Source organism: Nocardia sp. NPDC058705 (assembly GCF_042749305.1).
In the GTDB taxonomy this organism is placed as follows: Bacteria; Actinomycetota; Actinomycetes; order Mycobacteriales; family Mycobacteriaceae; genus Nocardia.
This window is the reverse complement of record NZ_JBHYRN010000030.1, coordinates 35,471-55,552: the sequence shown is the minus strand read 5'-3', so window position 1 is coordinate 55,552 and position 20,082 is coordinate 35,471. Positions and strand designations below refer to the sequence as shown.

Here is a 20,082-nt window from a genome sequence, read left to right as displayed (position 1 = left end):
AATACTCACCGGTCGGTAAGCGTCCGTTACCGATGAGAGGTGAGGGATGAACTGGCAAGAGATCGAAACGTTCCTGGCGCTGGCCGAGGAGTTGCACTTCGGCCGCACGGCCGACCGGCTGTTGCTCTCGCGCGCACGGGTGAGTCAGATGATCCAGAGCATGGAGGACCGGGTCGGCGCCCCGCTGTTCGAGCGAACCAGTCGACGAGTGTCGTTGACACCGTTGGGAATACAGCTTCGGGACGATCTGATCCCGCATCACTGCGGTGTTCTGACGGCGGTGGCGCAAGCGGCCGACTCCGCACGCGGTATCGACGGCGTGCTGCGGGTCGGCTTCTCCAGTCCGCTGGCCAGCAAGCTGTTGATCGCCGCGGGCGAGGCGTTCCGAAGCTGCTATCCGGGGTGCGCGGTCGACATCAGAGAGGTCCCGCTGTCGGACCGCTACAGCGGGCTGCGCTCGGGCGAGCTGGATCTACAGCTCATCGAATTCCCCGCCACGGAACCGGATTTGGTGTGCGGCCCGGTGCTGCTGCGCGATCCCAGGGTGCTCGCGGTCTCCACCCGCAATCCACTCTCGACCCGCGACGCGGTCACCATCGATGACCTCGTCGGCGAGACGGTGCTGTTCATCGGCGGCGTGCCCGGCTATTTCCTCGACGAGGTGATTCCCGCCCACACCCCGGGTGGTGCGCCGATCCACCGGTCGGCGACCACGGCGTCCTGGCAGGAACTGCTCGCGCACGTCGCGGCCGACGCCGGGGTCACGGTCACCGCTGCGCAGGGCATCCACTACTACCCACGGCCCGACCTGGCCTATGTCCCGTTCACCGATGCCACACCGATCCGCTACGGCCTGCAGTGGCGCGCGTCGGGCATGTCGACACTGGCGTCCGCCTTCGTCCGCGCCGCCGTCGAGACCACGCCGGTCGGTGGGCGATGAACTGGCAGGAACACGAGGCGTTCCTCACGCTCGCCGAAGAACTGCACTTCGGGCGGGCTGCCGACCGGCTCGCGGTGTCACGCGCGCGGGTGAGTCAAATGATCCAGGTGATGGAACGTCGCATCGGAGCACCACTGTTCGAACGCACCAGCCGCCGAGTGACGTTGACCCCTTTGGGAACTCAACTGCGCGACACCCTCGGACCTCACCACCACGGGATCCTCGCCGCCGTAGCCAGGGCCGCCGACAACGCACGGGGCATCAGCGGGGTACTGCGGGTCGGCTTCACCCACCCGCTAGGCGCCGAACTGCTGACCTCGGCGAGCGCACTGTTCCGGACCCGCCATCCAGGGTGCGCGGTGGAGATCCGCGAAGTGCACCTGTCGGACCGCTTCGGACCGCTCCGCCGCGACGAACTGGATCTGGTCTTCCTCGAGTTCCCCGCCGAGGAACCCGATCTGATCCACGGTCCGGTACTGCTACGCAATCGAAAAGTCCTCGTGCTGGCCCGCACCCACCGTCTCGCCGACCGTGACACGGTGTGCGCAGACGACCTCGCCGGCGAAACCCTTTTCTTCCCAGGCGGTTTGGAAGACTACTTCGTCGACCACCACCTGCCCGCGCACACCGCATCGGGACACCCGATCCACCGCACGATGACCATGCTCTATTGGCAAGAGGTCCAGCTCCAGATAGGAGCGGGCAACGGCGTGGCCGTCGCCGCCGAACAGGCCGAGCACTACTACCCCCGCCCGAACCTGATCTGCCTCCCGTTCACCGACCAACCACCCGTCGAATACGGCCTCGTCTGGCGAGCATCGGGCTTACCCGCCCCGGGAGCCGCCTTCGCCGACGTTCTCACCGAGGTCGTGACACCGCTACTCGACGGCGGTGGCCGACCTGTCGCAGGTCATGCCGACCTTTTGTGACAGGCCCGGCTCCGATGAGCCAGGCCGTCACGGGCCTCGATCAGTTGGTCGCGACCTCGAACATGCCGGGCTCGTAGGTGCCGCCCGGTTGCCGCAGGATGACGCCGAGCCGGTTCGCCGCATTGATCTGGACGACCACCGCGACCAGAGCCGCGAGTTGCTCGTCGTCGTAGTGGTCGCGCACCCGAGCCCAGGTCTCCTCGGACACGCCAACGGCGGCGTCGGCGATACGGGTGCCTTCCTCGGCCAGCGCCAGCGCCGCGCGTTCGGCGTCGGTGAACACGGTCGACTCACGCCATGCGGCAACAAGATTGATCCGCGTCGCCGACTCTCCAGCATGCGCGAGGTCCTGGCTGTGCACGTCGGTGCAGTAGCCGCACCCGTTGATCTGGCTCACGCGCAACATCACCAGATCCTGGGTGGCTTTCGGCAGGCTCGACTGCAGCGGCACCATGCTGGCGTTGCCGAATCGCTTGCTGAACTTGGCGCCGACCTCGGTGCCGAAGAGGTTGAATCGGGGTTCCATGACGTGTTCCTCACTGGTAGTGCTGGATCGGACGACCATGAGACGACGGCGACCGGCCCCGCGTAACACCTCCTCGATGTGATCCAAGCCACTGTGAATCGGTGTTACGGAGCGGCAGCGGTCAGCGTCTAGTGGGCACCACACCCGAGCGGACAAGGAGCTACCCATGGCCGACAAAGCACCGGACCCGGCCACTGAGATGTTCGTCGCCCACCGCAACCTGCTGTTCACGGTCGCCTACGAGATGCTCGGTTCGGCCGCCGACGCCGAGGACGTCCTGCAGGAAACCTGGCTGCGATGGACGCGCGTCGACCTCGATACGGTGCTCGACCAGCGCGCCTACCTGGTCAGGATCACCACCCGCCAGTCCCTTGACCGCCTGCGCACGCTCGGCCGACGCAAGGAGTCCTATGTCGGCCCGTGGCTCCCCGAACCACTGCTGACCACACCCGGCGTAGCCGACGATGTCGAACTGGCCGAGAGCGTTTCGATCGCGATGCTGTTGGTCCTGGAAACCCTCGCCCCGATCGAACGAGCGGTCTTCGTACTCCGCGAAGTATTCGACCTCGACTACGACGAGATCGCCGAGGCCGTCGACAAAACCCCCGCCGCCGTCCGCCAACTGGCCTATCGAGCCCGCGCCCACGTCGCCGCCCGCCGCCCCCGCGGACCCGTCTCCGCGACCGAGTCCCGCGACGCGCTCGCCGCGTTCCAACACGCGATCGAAACCGGCGACCTCCAGAACCTCCTCGACCTCCTGGCCCCGGACGTCGTCTTCCTCGGCGACGGCGGCGGCATCAAACAAGCCGCCCTGACCCCCATCGTCGGCGCCGACCTGGTCGCCGCCTTACTCACCGCCAGCGTTCCGAGGATCGGCGCCGAAATGACCGTCGAACCAGCCCACCTCAACGGCCACCCAGCCCTGATCCTGCGCCTCGACGGCACAATCGACACGATCTTCGCGGTCCGCATCGACCACGGCCTGATCACCGGCCTCTACTCCGTCCGCAACCCCGAAAAGCTGTCAAGAACCGAGACTGCGACCACCCTGCAGCGCTGAGTCCGGCACGATGGTCGGCATGCTCGTATCCCAGCTGAGGACGTTGAACCAGCGGCATCCGTGGAGTCACAACGATCACTACGGCGGGTGGGTTGCCGACCGCGTCGCGGCCGCCGGAGCACATGATGTCCTCGATATCGGGTGCGGGACAGGCAATCTCGTTGCCGGACTGCGCGACAATGCCGTCACTGTGACAGGAATCGAGCCCGATCCGGCGACCTGTGCGGTGGCGGCCGATCGCTTCGCCGATGATCCCGCTGTAACCATCTGTCGCACGGATTTCGGCGGACGCGACCCGAAGCAGCGCTGGGACGCGATCACCCTGGTCGCGGTCCTGCACCACATGCCACTGGTTTCGACGCTGCGCGAACTGCGTGACAGCCTCACGCCGGGAGGACGACTTGTCATCGTCGGCTGCTACCGCGAAGCGAGCCCCGCCGATTCCCTCGCCACACTCCCCGCCGTTGTCGCCAACCCCATCATGGGCATGATCAAACACCCGACCCGCGCGACATCGACACCTCTACACATGACCGCACCCACCACAGATCCGGCGGAAACCTTGGCCGAAATCCGGGCCGCCGCAGCCGCGGAACTCCCAGGTTCCCGGATCCGCCGTCGACTGTTCTGGCGCTACACCCTCATCTTCGACAAGCCCAGCGGTCTCAGCTGATTCGACGGCGAAGTTCGGGAAGCCCGTCGCCGGTGAGGTCGTCGAGGGCGGCGGTGCGGCCGACTACGGCCAGGGCGATGGCCTCGCCCGGGCCGCGGACTTCCGGGCCGACCCCCGAGGTCCATGTGACGTCGGTAGCCGTGAAGCGCAGGCCCTTGGTGTATTTGCCGGGGAAAGCGAAGGGGTCGGGGTAGGACAGAACCGCGGTGAGGCGATCGGCGGCGATTGTTCGGGGGCGGCCGAGTGGGCGGCGGATGTCCTGCTGATGCACCATCAGGTCCGACAGGGCCAGTCGCGGGGAGTATTTCGACAGGCGGCCCGCGTTGTGCTCGAATTCGTCCACCAGTTGGCTGGTCGGCAGGTCGGCGAACGAGGCGGCGATCGCGTTGTTGAGGCGATCGACCGATCCGCGGTTCTTCACCGCGGCGGCCAGGTACCGCATCGGTCCGACCGTGTCGGTCAGCAGGTGCCCGACGACATCACGCACTCGCCAGCCGTCACACAGCGACGGCGTTTCCCATTCTTCACCGGTCAGCCCGCGCAGCAGTTCGATCATCTCGGCCCGTTCCGCGTCCAACATCCCCCGATAGCTCATACCGCAACTCTAGGCACCACGGCCACGCACCGAATCCGCCTACAGTCGGATTTCCTTGCCCCAGAAGCGATGACAGCGTCGCGATCCGGCGCGATCGACTGACCCGCACCGGCGCGACGACATCGCGTGCATGACGTGCGACTCCACCGAGGCCGATGCGCGACAATGGACGCCGCGAACGTCGCGCCGCCACCCATCGCGGGTAGCACCCCACGAACAGGACCCCGCACCCCTTGGCCAAGCAGAATCGTCGACGTCGCACCGGTCGTAAACCGGCAGCAGCTCCCGGACTTCCGGTCGAAGAAGCGCTTTCCGGTGACCGAGCACAGGTCGCCGACGCCATCACGACCGTCGCCTTCCTCGCTGCCCAGGGCGACAAGAACGCGATCGATCGATTCGTCGACCAGGTGACGGGCGCAGAGTTGGCTGCCGGCGTTCAGCTCGCCGGACAGCGAATCATCGCCCGCGCCTTCGACTTCGGCTGGCTCCCCACCGACATCCACGAGGCCGCGCGCAGGCGGGTCGACGAGTTCGCCACCGCGTACCTGACCGACCTGATGGCCGAGCACCGCGCCGATTTCCCCGCCGAATCCGTCGACGAGATCTGGCAGTCACAACTGACCGAACTGGCCGCCGCCGTGTGGTGGACACCCGCGCACCCCCACCTCGACCAGTGGGCCGACCGGGCCCTACTCACCCCCGAAGAGGCTCTCACCGCAGCCCTGAGCGCCTTCGCCCTGCTGATCCAACTCCCGAAACTCGAGCAGATCGCCCCACTTCCCGGCACCCGCCGTCACACCACCCACCACCACGTCGACGAGAAAACCCTCGGCCGAGTCCGCGGCCTGCTGGCCAAAGCCGAGTCCACCTCTTTCGCCGAAGAAGCGGAAACCCTCTCCGCGAAGGCACAGGAACTCATGACCAAATACGCCATCGACCGCGCCCTGCTCCACACCCAGCACACCGACCCCGACCTCCCCGCAGCCCGCAGAATCTGGCTCGAAACCCCCTACACCGACGCCAAAGCCCTCCTGATCGACATGGTCACCCGAGCCAACCGCGCCCGCGCGATCTTCGTAGCCGAGTGGGGTTTCGTCACCGTTGTCGGCGACGACGCCGACCTCGACGCGGTAGAAATCCTGTCCACGTCACTTCTGGTCCAAGCCACCCGCGCGATGATCGACAACGCAACCACCGAAGAATCCCGCACCCGCCACTACCGCAAAGCCTTCCTCACCGCCTACGCCACCAGAATCGGCGAACTCCTCACCAAAGCCGCCGAAGCCACCATCGCCGACGCCCCCACCCAACTACTCCCGGTCCTCGCCTCCCACCAACAACGAGTGGACAAAGCCTTCGACACCTACTTCCCCACCGTCCGCTCCCGAGGCATCACCATCCGCAGCGCCGAAGGCTGGACCGCAGGCACCGAAGCCGCCGATCAAGCCAGCTTCGGCAGTAATTGACCCTGCACGTCCCGCAGATCACGTTCACCTCCGACTTGTCGCCGAGCTGGTTTTATCCCGGGTCCGCCCGAGCATCAGCCCAGGTAGTGTTACGAATCAGGAGGTGGATGATGACGGCGGTACACCACGATCCAGTCACCACTACGGATTTCGAAGCGATCGCCGCGGCGGTCGCACGAACCACAGATGCTCTGCAGCTCGAGTACATCGACGGAAAGCTGGGGTTCAAGACCGTGCCGGACGGTGATCACAACCGCATCATCAACTGGTTGTTGCTGCTTCTCATGCCGTTGGCTCCCGGCCTGTTCCTGCACCAGGGCCAGGGATTGAAGATCAACGGATACCGTGACAGCCGCGCCCGCCCGGACGGGGTGGTCGCGCCGCTGGACGCCTTCGTCGGACACGGCGAGTGGGCGCCCTCGCGTGACACCGTGATGGCCGTCAAGGTCACCTCCCACGATTCAGACACCAACAAACGAGACCGGGTGGAAAAGCCGACGGCATATGCCGAGGCCGGCATCCCGCTCTATCTACTCGTCGACCGGGACACCGCCGAAATCGTCCTGTACAGCGAGCCGGACGGCGGGCGCTACCAGGAGACCCGCCGATACGCCTTCGGCCGCGCCGTGCCCCTGCCTGACCCGATCAATATCACCGCCGACACCACCCCACTCCTCGACTGGGTCGACTGACCTCACGCGACTTGCTCAACGATTTGCCGCGCGCGGATCATGGCGTGGCTTCCGCGACGAACTGCGACAGTCGCCGGGTCGGTCGGCCCAGGAGGTCGGAAGCGTCCGGGACAACAGGTGCGTTGGCGCCGGAGGCGATGGCGTCGAACAGCCCGGCGAGGGTGGTGATGTATTCGCGGTGCCAGCCCAATCGCGAGGCGAGAGCGTGAAACTGCTGGACAGTCGAATCCTCGTAGCCGGAGAGGGGGATTCGCGATCGGGCAGTGAGCGCGGCGACTTCGGAGAACGTCAACGCTTCGGCGCCGGTCAGGTCGAACTCGCGCGCACTGTGGTCACCGACGAGGGCCGTAACAGCGCATGCCGCAATATCTTCGGCGTCGATGAAACTCACCCTCGCGCCGCCGGTGGGCAGCCGCAGCACACCGTCTCCCGCAGTCGCCAAGTCGCGGAGCGGACCCTCGGTGAGGTTCTGGAAGAACCAGTTGGGTCGCAGGATCGTCCACCGCATATCGGTGTTCTGCAGGTGGAGTTCCACGGCGCGCTGTTCGACGGATGTCGGCGCGTACTGCATTCCCATCGCTGTCATCAGCACCACGGTGGTGACACCGGCGTCCTGTGCCATATCCAGGAAAGCGCAGGTGCGTGCACCGAGCCCGCGCACGGATCGATGTCCGTCGTCCCCGCCGGGTACGACCGTGAAGATCTTTTCGACACCGGCGAGCGCTCGCCCCCACGTGTCGGGTTCGGTCCAGTCGAACCCGATAGGCGCCCGCCGCGATGCTGCCCGCGTCGGGTATCCCGACTCGGTCAGTTGGGCGAGGACGTGGCGGCCGACCTTGCCCGTGGCGCCGGTGACCAAGATCGTCAACGGGTCACCCCAAGACAAGCCGCGAGCTGGTCCAACACCACTTCCGTGTACTCCTGCGGCTCCGTACGCATGTGCCCGAGCACACGCGGGTACAACAGTCCGTCCATCGCACCGACTGCAACGTCGACTATCGCGGTGGCGCTTCTGCGGCAGTGGAACATGCCACCGGCGATGCCGTCGGCGACCGCTTCGTCGAATGGCCGTCGATAGAGCGCGGCCAGCCCGGCGGCATGCTCGCGCAGCTCGTCGTCGTGTGCCGCCGCCGTCCAGAACTCCATCAGCATCCGCCAGACCGGCACCGGAGTGCCGAGCCCACGCTCGGTCAACGCCACCAACCGTGCCCATGGATCGTTGTCCAGGCCCGCGGTCATCGATTCCATCTCCGCTACTTCCAGGGCTGTCGATCGACGCAATGCCTCGACCAGCATGTCCTCACGAGAACCGAAGTAACCCTGCAGGGTGCTCACGGCGACGCCGCTCGCCTCGGAGACATCGCTGAACCTGGTATTCGCGAACCCGCGCGCAACGACAATGTCGACCACGGTGTCGAGCACGCGCTGCCGCCTTTCACCACCAGCACGACGGCGACGCGATCCCTCTGCAGCTATCGTCATCCTCTTACCGTATCACCATACGGTAGGAGGATACGGAATTTCGGCGGCTGGGGCTTGTTGCCAGGCCCGCAACTTCGCTCGTACGCTCGGTATGTGCGGCCGATCATGTCCGAACGGGAGTTGGATGGCGGCTGGGACCTGGCGAGGTCGACAGCGATGACGATGGCTGGCGTCTCGATGGACGGGTTTCGTGATCGGGGGTCCGTGGGGTGCGATATGCGGATTTTCGCTCGGCCGGAGGTCACTGTGGTGATCCAGTTCGGGAACAGCCCGTTGACCGTGGAAGGCCCTGACCAGCCTGTATTCGATGGGTTGGTCGCTGGTCTCGTCCCCGGTATTCGTCATGTCCGTGCCGAGCGCGTCGAGTGCGTCGAGTTGCGGATGTCGCCGATCGCCGCCTACCGCCTGCTCGGTGTCGGTCCGGCCGACCTGGACGGCACGGTGGCCGGGCTAGCGGATATCTGGGGTTCGGGGGCAGCACTGTTGCGTGAGCAGTTGTCCGAAACCGCAACGTGGGCAGAACGATTCGCGGTGACCACGAAGTTTCTCGCCGCCAGGGAAACAACCAGGACAGCTGATTCCGAAGTCGTCGCGTGCTGGGAGCGGATCGTCGCGGACAAGGGGGCCGTGCAGGTCAGGGAGCTGGCCGAGCTGACCGGGTGGAGTCGGCAACGCGTGTGGTCGAGGTTCACCGCGCAGGTCGGCGTGACGCCCAAGCGTGCGGCGATGGTGGTGCGGTTCCGCCGCGCATTCGACCTGCTGGCGGCGGGCCGATCCCCCGCCGAAGTCGCTGCGGCATGCGGTTATTCGGATCAATCTCACCTCCACCGCGACATGTCGGCCTTCGCCGGAATCACCCCTGGCGCACTAACGACGATCTGATCGGCGAACATTCGTCCAAGACGCCGCCCGCCGCGAGCCGGACAGTAGTTGCATGAGACTCGAGCAACGGATTCGCGCCGCCGAACAGCGTGTCGCCGCCACCTACGGACTGACGATCACCGAACACCCACTGGCACAAAGCAACCCCGCGGTTCGTGTCCTGACCACCGGCGAGGGTGAACCGCTGATCCACATGAACGGCATCTCGGCACCCGCCATGGGCATGGCACCCCTGATCGCCGGCCTACCCGGCTTCCGCCACATTCTGATCGACCTGCCCGGCCACAGTCTCGCCCCGCCCTACACCTGGCAGGGTCGACCGGTCCGCGAACTGGCGGTCGACGTGGTCACCGGAACTCTCGACGCGCTCGGCATAGAACAGGCCGCCTTCGTCGGCAGCTCCCTTGGCGGCCTGTTCTCCCTCTGGACCATGCTCGATGCCCCCGACCGAGTTTCGCGAGCGGCGATCGTCGCGACACCCGCCACCGCCTTGCCCGGCACCCGCGTCATCGCCGAGTTCGAATCCCTGACCTCCCCGATCCGGGGCCGACTCGAACAGAGCCTGATGCAACTACCGTCCCCACCGTTCATCGCTCGTTTCGCCCTCACCGAGGCCATCGGCGCGAACGCGGCACGCGCGATGTCGGCCGACATGCTCGACCTGCACCGCCTACCCCTACGCCTTCCAGGGCAAGCCGCGTCCTACCGGGCCCTGCTGCGCCGCCTGATCGACGGCGCGACCGCACGCCCCGAGAACATCCTCACCGACAACGAACTCGCCCGGATCACCACCGCGCCGCTGTTCGTCTGGGGCGAAAACGACGTCATGTGCGCACCCGACCAGGCACGACCTTCCATAGCGAAGATCCCCGGCGCGCACCTGGTCACCGTTGCGGGCGGCCACGCCCCTTGGTTCGACGATGCGTCCCGTTGCGCAGCGCTGGTCCGTGACTTCCTCGCCGACGACCCGGCCCGCGCCATGACCGAAGAAGGAACCAACCATGCTTAACCACGACCCCATCGCCCTCGCGGCGAATCTCGATCCGTTCGACTTCCGCGAACTCGCCACATTCAACGACGGCGCGTTCTGCATGTACTTCGGCGACGAACTCGAGTCCTCGGACTGGGAACTGCACCCCGACACCGACGAGTTGCTGATGGTCCTGAAAGGCAGCGTGACGGTCGAGATCCTCACCGACACCGACCGTCACCGAATCCCGCTCACCGCAGGACAATTCGCCATCGTGCCCAAGGGCCACTGGCATCGACATCTCGACATCGACAATGTCGTGGAGATGTTCTACACCCCGGGCGAGACCGTCGAGTCGACGGCCGACGACCCGCGCACCGCCTGAACTACAGCGACCCGATCCAGTTCCGCAGCAGCTGCGCACCCGCGTCACCGGACTTCTCCGGGTGGAACTGGGTAGCCGACAACGGCCCGTTCTCGACGGCAGCGAGGAACGGCACACCGTGCTCGGCCCAGGTGAGTTTCGGCGGCGCGATGTGCTCGTTCTCGGGGAGCTCCCACTGCTGGGCGGCGTAGGAGTGGACGAAGTAGAAGCGCGTGTCGGCGTCCATGCCGGCGAACAAGGTGCTGTCGGCGGGAGCCTTCACCGTGTTCCAACCCATGTGCGGCAGGACGGGCGCGTCGAGTCCGGCGACGACGCCCGGCCATTCACCGCACCCTTCGGTCTCCACACCGAACTCGACCCCACGGTCGAACATGATCTGCATGCCGACGCAGATGCCGAGCACCGGACGCCCACCGGCGAGACGCTGACCGATGATCCGGTCACCGCGCACCTCGAGCAGCCCGGCCATACACGCCGCGTACGCACCGACACCGGGGACGACGAGTCCATCGGCGGCCAACGCGGCGGTGGGATCGGCGGTGACCTCCACCTGCGCACCCGCCCGCACCAGCGCACGTTCGGCCGAATGCAGGTTGCCGGAGCCATAGTCCAGCAGCACAACGGTTTTCACAGCACACCCTTCGTGGACGGCACACCGCGGACCCGCGGGTCGATCTCGACGGCGGCACGCAAAGCCCGTGCGACAGCCTTGAATTCGGCCTCGGTGATGTGGTGCTGATCGCGCCCGTAGAGCACCCGCACATGCAACGCGATGCGGGCGTTCTGCGCGATCGACTCGAACACGTGCTTGTTGAGCACAGTCGAGTACGAGGCGCCGGGGCCCGCACTCGGAATGATGGTGTGCACCAGGTGTTCCGGCTCGCCGGTGAACACGCAGTACGGCCGACCGGACACGTCGACGGCGGCGTGGGCGAGGGTCTCGTCCATCGGGATGAAGGCGTCACCGAAGCGGCGGATGCCCTTCTTGTCGCCCAGCGCCTCGCCCAAGGCCTGGCCGATCACGATCGCGGTGTCCTCGACCGTGTGGTGCGCTTCGATCTCGATGTCACCTTCGGCCCGCACGACCAGGTCGAACCCGGCGTGCGCGCCGAGGGCGGTCAGCATGTGGTCGTAGAACGGCACACCGGTGGAGATCTCGGTCTTCCCGGTGCCGTCGAGGTTCAGCTCCACCAGGATCGAGGATTCCTTGGTGACGCGTTCCACCCGCGCTGTTCTGCTCATGATGTGCTCCTCCACAGGTGGATTCAGTGAGTAAGGTCGGTGCCCGCGATATCGCCGCTCACACGCAGGAATTCGTCGTTCTCGGCAGCCAGGCCGATGGTGGCGCGCAGGTAGCCGGGGATGCCGACGTCGCGGATCAGCACGCCCGCGTCGAGGTAGTGCTGCCAGGTCTGCCCGGCGTCGGTGAACCGGCCGAACAGCACGAAGTTGGCGTCGCTGGGAATCACGTCGAAGCCGAGCGAGACCAAAGCAGCGGCGACCCGATCGCGCTGAGCCGCCAATGCCGCGACGCTGCCGAGGGTTTCGTCAGCGTGCCGCAGTGCCGCGCGTGCGGCGGCCTGGGTGACCACCGACAGGTGATACGGCAACCGCACCAGCAGAATCGCGTCGATCACCGCGGGCGAGGCAGCCAGGTAACCCAGGCGCCCACCCGCGAAGGCGAATGCCTTGCTCATGGTCCGGGTGACGACGAGCTTGGTCGGGAACCGGTCGATCAGCGTGATCGCGCTGGGTGCCGCCGAGAACTCACCATAGGCTTCGTCCACGACAACGATCCCGGGCGCGACATCGAGGATCCGCTCGAGCTCGTCGATCGGAATGCTGTGTCCGGTCGGGTTGTTCGGACTCGTCACGAACACCACATCGGGCCGACGTTCGACAATCTGCGCTACGGCATAGTCGATGTCGAGCGAGAAATCACCGCTGCGCTGCGCCTCGACCCACTCGGTATCGATGCCCTCGGAGATGATCGGGTGCATCGAGTACGACGGCACGAAACCCAATGCGCTACGGCCGGGCCCACCGAAAGCCTGCAAAAGCTGCTGCAGAATCTCGTTGGACCCGTTGGCCGCCCACACATTGGCGGTATCGACAGCGACGCCGGTCTGACGAGTCAGGTATTCCGCGAGGTCCGCACGCAGAGACACCGCGTCCCGATCCGGGTACCGGTGCAGATCAGCCGCTGCCGCCCGCACAGATTCCGCGACATCGTCGATCAGCGCCTTGCTCGGCGGGTGCGGGTTCTCGTTGGTGTTGAGCTGCACCGGCACCGTCAATTGCGGTGCGCCATAAGGAGATTTGCCCCGCAGGTTATCGCGCAGCGGCAGCTGATCCAGCGTCGCCGAAGCACCGGGCACGGTCGGAGTGCTCATGCCTCCGCCTCGCTGGCGCTCAGCTGCGGCATGCGCACCGCGCGCTGGCACATGATTCGCTCGCTACGCTCGCTCACGACAGTGCCTCGAATCGGGCCTGCACAGCCTGACCATGCGCGGGCAGATCCTCCGCATTGGCAAGGGCCACAACATGTCCGGCGACATCCTTCAACGCCGCTTCGGTGTACTCCACGATGTGGATGCCACGCAGGAACGTCTGCACGCTCAGCCCCGAGGAGTGCCGCGCACAACCAGCGGTCGGCAGCACGTGATTGGAGCCCGCGCAGTAGTCGCCGAGACTGACCGGAGCCCACGGCCCGACGAAGATCGCGCCGGCACTGCGCACCCGACCCGCCACCGCAGCCGCGTCGACGGTCTGAATCTCGAGGTGCTCGGCGGCGTAGGCGTTGACAACGAGCAGACCCTGCGCGATGTCGTCGACGAGCACGATCCCGGACTGCTTGCCCGACAAGGCTTCTCGCACCCGATCGTTGTGCTTCACCACCGCCAGTTGCGCATTCACCGCGGTATCGACCGCATCGGCCAGCGCGGGAGAATCAGTCACCAGCACACTCGCGGCCAGCACATCGTGCTCGGCCTGGCTGATCAGATCAGCGGCCACGTGCACCGGATCGGCCGTCTCATCGGCAAGCACCGCGATCTCGGTCGGCCCCGCCTCGGCATCGATGCCGACCAGCCCACGGCACAGCCGCTTGGCCGCGGTGACGTAGATATTGCCCGGCCCGGTGATGAGATCGACCGGCTCGAGCGCCCCACCATCGGTATCGGTCCCGCCGTAGGACAGCAAAGCCACCGCCTGCGCCCCACCGACAGCCCACACCTCGTCGACACCCAGCATCGCGGCCGCAGCCAAGATCGTCGGGTGCGGCAGCCCACCGAACTGCGCCTGCGGCGGCGAAGCCACCACCAGCGACTCGACCCCCGCAGCCTGCGCGGGGACCACATTCATCACCACAGACGACGGGTACACCGCATTACCGCCGGGCACATACAGCCCGACCCGCTCCACCGGCAGCCACTTCTCGGTCACCGTCCCACCGGGCACGACCTCGGTCACCGTGTCGGTGCGCCGCTGATCAGCGTGCACCTTCCGGGTCCGCTCGATCGCGACTTCCAGGGCAGCCCGGACAGCCGGATCCAATTCTGAGAGAGCCTTGGCCAGCTCGGCGGCAGGCACCCGCACCACAGCGGGCCGCACCCCGTCGAACTTCTCGCTGTAATCCAGCGCGGCCTCAGCACCCCGATCGCGAATGTCCTCGACGACCGGCCGCACATGATGCAGCACCGAGTCCACGTCGACCCCTCCACGCGGCAGCGCGGTGCGCAGCTCGGCAGCGGAGGGAGTACGACCGCGCAGATCGACGCGGGCGAGCTCGATGCGGGAAGTCATATCGGGTTACGGTCCTGTTCTGTGCTGGGCCTGAAGGTCAGCCACCAGCCTAATGCCCGCCCGCCATCGCTTTTCCAGCACGTCCCGCGCGACCAGACCGAACGGTCCGCCGAGACAGCACGGGCGAGCCACTGATCGGCTCGCCCGGCTGCTACTGAACGCGGGTGTCGTCGTCGATGCGCAGGGAACCGCCGGCGTTCACCACGCGCATGACCAGCGCCTTGGTGGTGCCGTCGACCGTGATGCTGGCCAGGCGCATGTCCGTGGATCCGTCGGCATTGTTACCGCTCACGGCCATGATGCTGGCGAAGCTCTGGACAGTGCGGTCGTTCCAGTACGCGCGGAAATCGGCCTCACTGCCGTAGACCTTCTGCGCGGCCGGGGTGAGCAGCGACCAGGAGCCCGCCGGATTGCTGTAGAAGTTCTCGACGAGCAGACCGGCCGAACCGATATCGACGGTGCCGACGTTGCTGGCCTGTCCGAGCGGGGGAAGCGCCGCACTGGGCTTGGGGGTCGCCGAAGCCTGAATCGAGGTCGGCGGACCCGCCTGCACCTGCGGTGAATCCGAGTCCGAACCGCTGAACGCGCTGATCGCGACGGCGACCGCCGCGACAACCGCACCCACACCGGACCCGATCAGTACCGCGCGCCCCTTGCCTGCCTGCTTGCGATGCACGGGCGCGGGCTGGGCCTGGGTGCGCGGATGCGCGGCGGTGTCCTGACGGACCTGCTGGGGGCGCGGGTTCGACCGGATCTGCCGGGTCGTCGCCGTGGACGCTCCGGCGTGCGAGGCGCGACGCCCCGACTGCCGGATCACCTGGGTGGTCGCCGCGGAATTGCGACGGCCGAAAGCCTCACTGGCAGGCACGAATCCGGCGGGGACCGCGTTGTCGTCCTCGGCGAAATGCGCCAGCGCGTCGCGGGCCTCGGTCATCGTCGGACGATCGAGGGGGTCCGGGCTGAGCAGGTCGAGCAGGAAATCGGTGGCCGGGCCCGCGTTGTGCGGCTCGCGCACCTGCCCGTTGGCGGCGGCGTAGAGCACGGCAAGCGGGTTGGCGTTGGCGCCGTAGGGCGGTTCGCCTTCCAGCGCGTGGAAAAGCGTTGCGCCGAGGGCGAATACGTCGGCGGCGGGGGTCGGGTCGGAGCCACGCGCCACCTCGGGTGCCAGATAGGCGGCGGTGCCGCAGATCAGCCCGGTTTCGGTGAGGGTCACGTCACCGGCGGCACGGGAGATGCCGAAGTCGGTGATTTTCACCTCACCGTGGTCACCGAGCAGGATATTGCCCGGTTTCACGTCGCGGTGCACCAAGCCCGCCTGGTGGGCGGCGATCAGCGAGGAGGCGACCTTCTCACCGATGCGGGCCACCTCCAGCAGCGGCAGCGGGCCCTTCTGACCCAGCTCTCCCGCGAGGCTGACCGACTTGAGGTACTCCATCACCAGGCACGGATCACCGTTGTGCTCGGTGATGTCGAAGACCACGATGGCATTGGGATGCTGGAAGCGTGCCGCGTTGCGGGCTTCCCGAATCGCGCGCTGGCGCAACACATCCCGCTCGCCCTCGGGCAAGCTGGGTTTGATGTGGATCTGCTTCACTGCCACGGAGCGTTGGAGGCGTTCGTCGACAGCACGCCATACAACGCCTGTGCCGCCGCTACCAATACGCTCGACCAGGCGGTAATGCTCCGCGATCTTCTGACCGGTATCGATGGCGCCTACTCCGAACCTTCTCGAAATTGTGACATCCCGCGTATTGACCATGGATATGGTCCGCCGACGAGTGTAGCTGGCTGGGTGATGACCGCGTGCGGCAGCGGGGGGATTGCTCGCCTGCGGAGGGAAAGATGACTCATGGTGTCACACGCAGCAACCGTCGCGCTGCCTCGACCGCCGGTCCGGAGCTTCCGGCGTCGGAAACGAACACCGCGAACGCCAGATCGTCTTTGATTCCGACGAACCAGCCGTGCGCGTGGGTGTCGTCGAGGTACTCGGCGGTGCCGGTCTTGCCGAGCAGGCCGGGGATGTCACGCAGCGCCGTGGCGGTACCGGCGCTCACCGTCTCCCCCATCATGGCCTCTATCTGCGACGTCACCGCTGGGGGCACCGGCGTCGACGTCCGATCCGGAGCGCCGGGGCGCCCGCGAATAATGCTCGGCGGGGGCGCGGAACCGTGCGCGAGAGAGGCCGCGACGAGCGCCATACCGAACGGCGAGGCGGTCACCGTGCCCTGCCCGATGCTCGATTCGACCCGTTGCGCCGGGGTTTCGGCGGGTGGAACCTTCCCGGTGACAGTCGTCAAGCCGGGTGTCACATAGTCGACCCCGAGACCGAGTTGTCGGGCGGCCGCGGTGAGTCCGTCGGCAGGCAATTTCACTCCCAGTTCGGCCATCGTGGTGTTGCACGAGCGTGCGAACGCGGTGTGCAGAGGCACCATACCCAGGTCGAAGCCGTTGTCGTTGGGAATCGTTCGTCCCTCGATGGTGGCGCGACCGGGGCACGGCAGCACCGTGTCGGGGGTGAGGCCGCCCGCTTGCAGCGCGGCCGAGACCGTGACGGTCTTGAACGTGGACCCCGGCGGGTAGAGCCCGGTGAGCGCGATCGGGCCCTGGGCGTCGGCGGGCGCGTTCTGCGCCACCGCGAGGACCTCGCCCGTCGAGGGGCGCAGCGCGACGATGGCGGCCGGGGTGGCGATCGGGGTCAGTGCGTCCTCGGCGGCGTGCTGCAGGTCGATGTCGAGGGTGCTGGCGATGTCTGCGGTGGGCTTCGCGTCGGGTCCGGCGATGCGCTGGGTGCCCGTGGCGGTCTGCGCGCGGATCGCCCAGCCCGCGGCGGTGTCGGCCTGTTCCTGCCAGATCTCGGCCAGGCCGCCGATCGTGGGGCCTGCCAGGGTTTTGTCGACGGTGAGCAGCCGGGTCTGCGGCGCGAGCGTCACCCCGCGCACACCCGTCAATGCCTGTTGCACCGGCGCGATGTCGGCCTCGCGCAGCGCGACGGCGGTAATCGGTTTGCCCTGTGCCGCAGCGAGATCCGCCTGCAAGCCGGCCTCGGTGACGCCCTGCGGCGCGAGCAGCGCCGCGGTGGCGGCCAGGTCCGCATCGGGTGCGACGTTCACCAGCGTCACCACCTGCTGGGTCATCAGGTCACCGCCCGTGGCGTCGAGGACGCGTGCCGGTTTCGCTTCGACCGGGCTGTAGCTGAGCGGGCCGAGATCGAGACCGGGCGCGACCGTGGTCGGCTGCCAGGCGATCTTCCACTCGTCGGCGCCGGTAGTGGTTCCGGCACTCGAATAGGTCCACGCGTTGCGCCCGTCGGGGCCGAACTTCCAGGTGGATTCCAGCGTGAAGGACTTGCCGTCGGTCGAGGTCAGCCGGACCGTGTCGTTGCGGCCGAGGTTGTCGAACAGCGCGGTCAGGACCGGGCGCGCTTGCTCTGGTGCGTCGGTCAATGCCGCGGCGGCGGCAGCGTCTCCGCTGGTCAGCGCGGCGGCGAAGGACTCGACAACGGTCTCGGGTTGGTCCGGCCCGGACGAGCAGGCGACGGGAAACGCAGCGAGCGCGACGAGCAGGACCGATGCCTTCCGTGGGATGCGCACGGATCCGAGAGTAGCCCGATCTGTGGTGCCGGTGGGGTTGTTGTTGCGGCGGTGAGGAGTCCGCCTGGCTACCACCAGCCCGTGATCGCCCCGATCTGACGGCCGAGTTCGGGGGCGAGCGAGCGGGCGTAACTGGCGGTCAGGTGGTGTTCGTCGCGATAGATGAGCACATTGCCCTCCACCACCCGGCAGCGCTGCGGTCGGCACACCGCGTCGGACAGATCGATCGGATGGACGTTCGGGTAGCCGGCGGCCGGTTCCTGGGCGGGATCGTGCGGGTCGAGGACTTCGGCGCGGTCGAGCCCGCAGCTGTCGGGGTCGCCGCGGTAGGCCAGGCAATCGGTGGCGCGGTAGAGCACGCCGTCGCGGCGCAATCGTGGGGTATCCCGCAGTGCGAGCACGTTGAATCCGCGATCCTGCATGGCCGTCCACACCTCGAGGTATTCGGCGGGCACCTCGTCGCCGACGCCGTTCATGCGGTAGCGGGTGGACAGCGTCAGCACCCAGTTCGGCGGTTCGGCGGACAGCCGGTCGAGCACCTCGACGGACCACTCGTGGCATTCGGGGAACGGCCACTCCGCGTAGGACGGCTCGTCGGCGAGGACCACCGGGCAGCCCTCTTTGAGATAGGAGATCACCCGGAACCCGTGTTCGACGCCGAGCACTTCCAGCGCGGGCAGCCAGTGCTCGGAGTGTGAGCCGCCGACCAGCGCGATCGAGCGGTCGGCCGTGGGGTCGCCGTAGGTGCAGACGCGAACCTCCCGGTCGGGCGTGATGCAGCCGTCGGTGGTCGGCGACGGTGTGTCGGCCTGGCCTTCGAAGACGGTGGGGCGCATGGGTTCCGGCGAGTACTCGGCACCGGACAGCAGCGCCTGGGCGCCCGGGTAGCGCTGGGCGTCCAGCGCCTGCGGCGGCACGGCCGGGTTCGCCACCAGCACCACCTGCCAACCCACCGAGGCGATCAACACCGCCACGGCCATCGCGGTGACCAGCGCGCCGGTCGGCTTGCGGTTGTCGGCCCGCTGACCGCGCGGGGGCATCCGCAGCGGCGTCTCGATCAGCCGGGTCGTCGCGTAGGCCAGCACCAGCGAGGCGCCGATCACCACCAGCCCGTCGACGACCCCGGCCTCGGCCCGCCCGGTCTCACCGAGATAGAAGATGAGGATCGGCCAGTGCCACAGGTACAGCGGGTAGGCGATCGCGCCGAGTTCGGTGCAGAACCGACCGGCCAGCACCCGGTTCGGCCACGCCCGCGCGGTCGCGCCGAACCCCGACGCGATCACCAGGCAGGCCGCGAGCACCGGCCACAGCGCCGCGACGCCGGGGAACTGATGCGCGCCGTCGAACAGCGGCCCGCACGAGACCACCATGGCGAGCCCGATCGCCGCCGCGAGCCCACGCAGCCGGTTCGGCATCCGCAACCAGGGTGCCGCCACGGCCAGAATCGCACCGGCCAGCAGTTCCCAGCCGCGCGCGAAACTGTCGTAATAGGTCCACGCCTGGTGCTGTGTGGTCCCCGACGCCGCGTACCAGAACGACAGCGACCCGAGCCCGACCAGCACGATCACCAGGGCGGCCCGCCCGGCCGCACCGCGTCGGCGCAACCAGGCCCATCCCGCGAGGAGCGCGAAGATCGCCAGGTAGAACTGCCCCTGCACCGACATCGACCACAGGTGCTGCAGCGGACTCACCGACGGATCGGGCGAGAGGTAGTCGAGTTCGGCGGTCGCCAGGTACCAGTTCTGGCTGTAGAACATCGAGGCCAAGGTCTGCACGGTGGCCTCGCCCAGCTGGGTGTACGGCCGCAAGAACACGGTGGCGAGCAGAACCGCCGCTAACACCACCACCAGCGACGGCATCAGTCGGCGCGCGGTCCGGCGCGCGGTCTCCCCCGCCGAAACGCCACCGGCCCGCTCCACTGCGCGCACCACCGCGCCGGTGAAGAAGAACCCCGACAGCACCAGAAAGACATCGACACCGCCGGATACGCGCCCGGCCCACACGTGGAACGCCACCACGAGCGCGATCGCTACCCCGCGTAGGCCGTCCAGATCCTGTCGTCGTGCGACGGTGCCGCCGACCGCCATA

20 protein-coding genes are annotated in these 20,082 nt (G+C 67.4%); 9 read left to right on the top strand and 11 right to left on the bottom strand.

Annotated features, from left to right (window positions below; all coding sequences use genetic code 11):
• Positions 1 to 46 precede the first annotated feature (46 nt).
• Together ACFW6D_RS26985 and ACFW6D_RS26980 are read left to right on the top strand one after the other, a co-directional pair.
• The gene (locus ACFW6D_RS26985) at positions 47 to 940 is read left to right on the top strand and encodes a LysR family transcriptional regulator (protein ID WP_379332629.1); all 894 of its coding nucleotides are present in this window, start codon (positions 47 to 49) and stop codon (positions 938 to 940) included.
• Complete coding sequence (locus ACFW6D_RS26980) at positions 937 to 1,869, top strand: LysR family transcriptional regulator (protein WP_379332626.1); 933 nt, start codon at positions 937 to 939, stop codon at positions 1,867 to 1,869. The genes ACFW6D_RS26985 and ACFW6D_RS26980 overlap by 4 nt, the downstream gene beginning before the upstream one ends.
• A 40-nt stretch (positions 1,870 to 1,909) precedes the next feature.
• Here ACFW6D_RS26980 and ACFW6D_RS26975 read toward each other — a convergent pair whose 3' ends face one another.
• Complete coding sequence (locus tag ACFW6D_RS26975) at positions 1,910 to 2,395, bottom strand: carboxymuconolactone decarboxylase family protein (protein WP_379332625.1); 486 nt, start codon at positions 2,393 to 2,395, stop codon at positions 1,910 to 1,912.
• Positions 2,396 to 2,561: 166 nt separating this feature from the next.
• On the opposite strand from ACFW6D_RS26975, the gene ACFW6D_RS26970 reads away from it, so the two are divergent.
• Together ACFW6D_RS26970 and ACFW6D_RS26965 are read left to right on the top strand one after the other, a co-directional pair.
• On the top strand, positions 2,562 to 3,455 hold the full coding sequence (locus ACFW6D_RS26970; protein ID WP_379332623.1) for an RNA polymerase sigma-70 factor: 894 nt from the start codon (positions 2,562 to 2,564) through the stop codon (positions 3,453 to 3,455).
• Between the two features lie 19 nt (positions 3,456 to 3,474).
• The gene (locus ACFW6D_RS26965) at positions 3,475 to 4,128 is read left to right on the top strand and encodes a class I SAM-dependent methyltransferase (protein ID WP_379332621.1); all 654 of its coding nucleotides are present in this window, start codon (positions 3,475 to 3,477) and stop codon (positions 4,126 to 4,128) included.
• On the opposite strand, the gene ACFW6D_RS26960 is transcribed toward ACFW6D_RS26965, so the two are convergent.
• Entirely contained in the window at positions 4,121 to 4,723 is a 603-nt protein-coding gene (locus ACFW6D_RS26960; protein WP_379332619.1) for a maleylpyruvate isomerase family mycothiol-dependent enzyme, read from the bottom strand. The genes ACFW6D_RS26965 and ACFW6D_RS26960 overlap by 8 nt on opposite strands.
• 233 nt (positions 4,724 to 4,956) lie before the next feature.
• On the opposite strand from ACFW6D_RS26960, the gene ACFW6D_RS26955 reads away from it, so the two are divergent.
• Together ACFW6D_RS26955 and ACFW6D_RS26950 are read left to right on the top strand one after the other, a co-directional pair.
• A complete protein-coding gene (locus ACFW6D_RS26955) occupies positions 4,957 to 6,189 on the top strand; it encodes a DUF2786 domain-containing protein (protein ID WP_379332617.1) in 1,233 nt (410 codons plus the stop codon).
• Positions 6,190 to 6,296: 107 nt separating this feature from the next.
• Entirely contained in the window at positions 6,297 to 6,881 is a 585-nt protein-coding gene (locus ACFW6D_RS26950; RefSeq protein WP_379332615.1) for a Uma2 family endonuclease, read from the top strand.
• Positions 6,882 to 6,918: 37 nt separating this feature from the next.
• Here ACFW6D_RS26950 and ACFW6D_RS26945 read toward each other — a convergent pair whose 3' ends face one another.
• A complete protein-coding gene (locus ACFW6D_RS26945; RefSeq protein ID WP_379332613.1) occupies positions 6,919 to 7,749 on the bottom strand; it encodes an SDR family oxidoreductase in 831 nt (276 codons plus the stop codon).
• Positions 7,746 to 8,363, bottom strand: coding sequence for a TetR/AcrR family transcriptional regulator (locus ACFW6D_RS26940; protein WP_379332611.1), 618 nt, complete (start codon positions 8,361 to 8,363; stop codon positions 7,746 to 7,748). Before ACFW6D_RS26940 ends, ACFW6D_RS26945 begins: the two co-directional genes overlap by 4 nt.
• 216 nt (positions 8,364 to 8,579) lie before the next feature.
• Here ACFW6D_RS26940 and ACFW6D_RS26935 point away from each other — a divergent pair, with 216 nt between their 5' ends.
• From ACFW6D_RS26935 to ACFW6D_RS26925, 3 genes are read left to right on the top strand one after another with little or no spacing between them, the layout of a single operon-like run.
• Positions 8,580 to 9,245 carry a helix-turn-helix domain-containing protein gene (locus tag ACFW6D_RS26935; protein ID WP_379332610.1) on the top strand — a complete coding sequence of 222 codons (666 nt, stop codon included), beginning with the start codon at positions 8,580 to 8,582 and terminating at the stop codon, positions 9,243 to 9,245.
• 52 nt (positions 9,246 to 9,297) lie between these two features.
• Positions 9,298 to 10,254: an alpha/beta fold hydrolase gene (locus ACFW6D_RS26930; protein WP_379332608.1), complete on the top strand. Its 957-nt coding sequence runs from the start codon at positions 9,298 to 9,300 to the stop codon at positions 10,252 to 10,254.
• Positions 10,247 to 10,600 (top strand): cupin domain-containing protein, encoded by a 354-nt coding sequence (locus ACFW6D_RS26925; RefSeq protein WP_379332606.1) that lies wholly within the window; start codon positions 10,247 to 10,249, stop codon positions 10,598 to 10,600. The genes ACFW6D_RS26930 and ACFW6D_RS26925 overlap by 8 nt, the downstream gene beginning before the upstream one ends.
• A gap of 1 nt (position 10,601) precedes the next feature.
• Here ACFW6D_RS26925 and hisH read toward each other — a convergent pair whose 3' ends face one another.
• From hisH to ACFW6D_RS26890, 7 genes are all read right to left on the bottom strand, one after another.
• Positions 10,602 to 11,231 (bottom strand): imidazole glycerol phosphate synthase subunit HisH, encoded by a 630-nt coding sequence (hisH, locus tag ACFW6D_RS26920; RefSeq protein ID WP_379244423.1) that lies wholly within the window; start codon positions 11,229 to 11,231, stop codon positions 10,602 to 10,604.
• Entirely contained in the window at positions 11,228 to 11,842 is a 615-nt protein-coding gene (hisB, locus tag ACFW6D_RS26915; RefSeq protein ID WP_379332604.1) for an imidazoleglycerol-phosphate dehydratase HisB, read from the bottom strand. The genes hisH and hisB overlap by 4 nt, the downstream gene beginning before the upstream one ends.
• A gap of 23 nt (positions 11,843 to 11,865) precedes the next feature.
• Complete coding sequence (locus ACFW6D_RS26910; protein ID WP_379332602.1) at positions 11,866 to 12,993, bottom strand: histidinol-phosphate transaminase; 1,128 nt, start codon at positions 12,991 to 12,993, stop codon at positions 11,866 to 11,868.
• A 73-nt stretch (positions 12,994 to 13,066) separates the two neighbouring features.
• Positions 13,067 to 14,404 carry a histidinol dehydrogenase gene (hisD, locus tag ACFW6D_RS26905; RefSeq protein WP_379332600.1) on the bottom strand — a complete coding sequence of 446 codons (1,338 nt, stop codon included), beginning with the start codon at positions 14,402 to 14,404 and terminating at the stop codon, positions 13,067 to 13,069.
• A gap of 151 nt (positions 14,405 to 14,555) precedes the next feature.
• Complete coding sequence (locus ACFW6D_RS26900; protein WP_379332598.1) at positions 14,556 to 16,163, bottom strand: serine/threonine-protein kinase; 1,608 nt, start codon at positions 16,161 to 16,163, stop codon at positions 14,556 to 14,558.
• 88 nt (positions 16,164 to 16,251) lie between these two features.
• A complete protein-coding gene (locus tag ACFW6D_RS26895; RefSeq protein WP_379332596.1) occupies positions 16,252 to 17,994 on the bottom strand; it encodes a penicillin-binding transpeptidase domain-containing protein in 1,743 nt (580 codons plus the stop codon).
• 68 nt (positions 17,995 to 18,062) lie between these two features.
• Positions 18,063 to 20,081, bottom strand: a complete 2,019-nt coding sequence (locus ACFW6D_RS26890; RefSeq protein ID WP_379332670.1) for an acyltransferase family protein — start codon at positions 20,079 to 20,081, stop codon at positions 18,063 to 18,065.
• Position 20,082: the final 1 nt, after the last annotated feature.

Excerpts from the sequence above, each read along its gene's own strand:
- ACFW6D_RS26975 (WP_379332625.1), bottom strand. The coding sequence starts at position 2,395 with ATGGAACCCCGATTCAACCTCTTCGGCACCGAGGTCGGCGCCAAGTTC.
- ACFW6D_RS26900 (WP_379332598.1), bottom strand. The coding sequence starts at position 16,163 with ATGGTCAATACGCGGGATGTCACAATTTCGAGAAGGTTCGGAGTAGGC.
- ACFW6D_RS26985 (WP_379332629.1), top strand. The coding sequence starts at position 47 with ATGAACTGGCAAGAGATCGAAACGTTCCTGGCGCTGGCCGAGGAGTTG.
- ACFW6D_RS26970 (WP_379332623.1), top strand. The coding sequence starts at position 2,562 with ATGGCCGACAAAGCACCGGACCCGGCCACTGAGATGTTCGTCGCCCAC.
- ACFW6D_RS26910 (WP_379332602.1), bottom strand. The coding sequence starts at position 12,993 with ATGAGCACTCCGACCGTGCCCGGTGCTTCGGCGACGCTGGATCAGCTG.
- ACFW6D_RS26980 (WP_379332626.1), top strand. The coding sequence starts at position 937 with ATGAACTGGCAGGAACACGAGGCGTTCCTCACGCTCGCCGAAGAACTG.
- ACFW6D_RS26935 (WP_379332610.1), top strand. The coding sequence starts at position 8,580 with ATGCGGATTTTCGCTCGGCCGGAGGTCACTGTGGTGATCCAGTTCGGG.
- ACFW6D_RS26925 (WP_379332606.1), top strand. The coding sequence starts at position 10,247 with ATGCTTAACCACGACCCCATCGCCCTCGCGGCGAATCTCGATCCGTTC.
- hisD (WP_379332600.1), bottom strand. The coding sequence starts at position 14,404 with ATGACTTCCCGCATCGAGCTCGCCCGCGTCGATCTGCGCGGTCGTACT.
- hisB (WP_379332604.1), bottom strand. The coding sequence starts at position 11,842 with ATGAGCAGAACAGCGCGGGTGGAACGCGTCACCAAGGAATCCTCGATC.
- ACFW6D_RS26950 (WP_379332615.1), top strand. The coding sequence starts at position 6,297 with ATGATGACGGCGGTACACCACGATCCAGTCACCACTACGGATTTCGAA.
- ACFW6D_RS26890 (WP_379332670.1), bottom strand. The coding sequence starts at position 20,081 with ATGGCGGTCGGCGGCACCGTCGCACGACGACAGGATCTGGACGGCCTA.
- ACFW6D_RS26960 (WP_379332619.1), bottom strand. The coding sequence starts at position 4,723 with ATGAGCTATCGGGGGATGTTGGACGCGGAACGGGCCGAGATGATCGAA.
- ACFW6D_RS26930 (WP_379332608.1), top strand. The coding sequence starts at position 9,298 with ATGAGACTCGAGCAACGGATTCGCGCCGCCGAACAGCGTGTCGCCGCC.
- ACFW6D_RS26940 (WP_379332611.1), bottom strand. The coding sequence starts at position 8,363 with ATGACGATAGCTGCAGAGGGATCGCGTCGCCGTCGTGCTGGTGGTGAA.
- ACFW6D_RS26965 (WP_379332621.1), top strand. The coding sequence starts at position 3,475 with ATGCTCGTATCCCAGCTGAGGACGTTGAACCAGCGGCATCCGTGGAGT.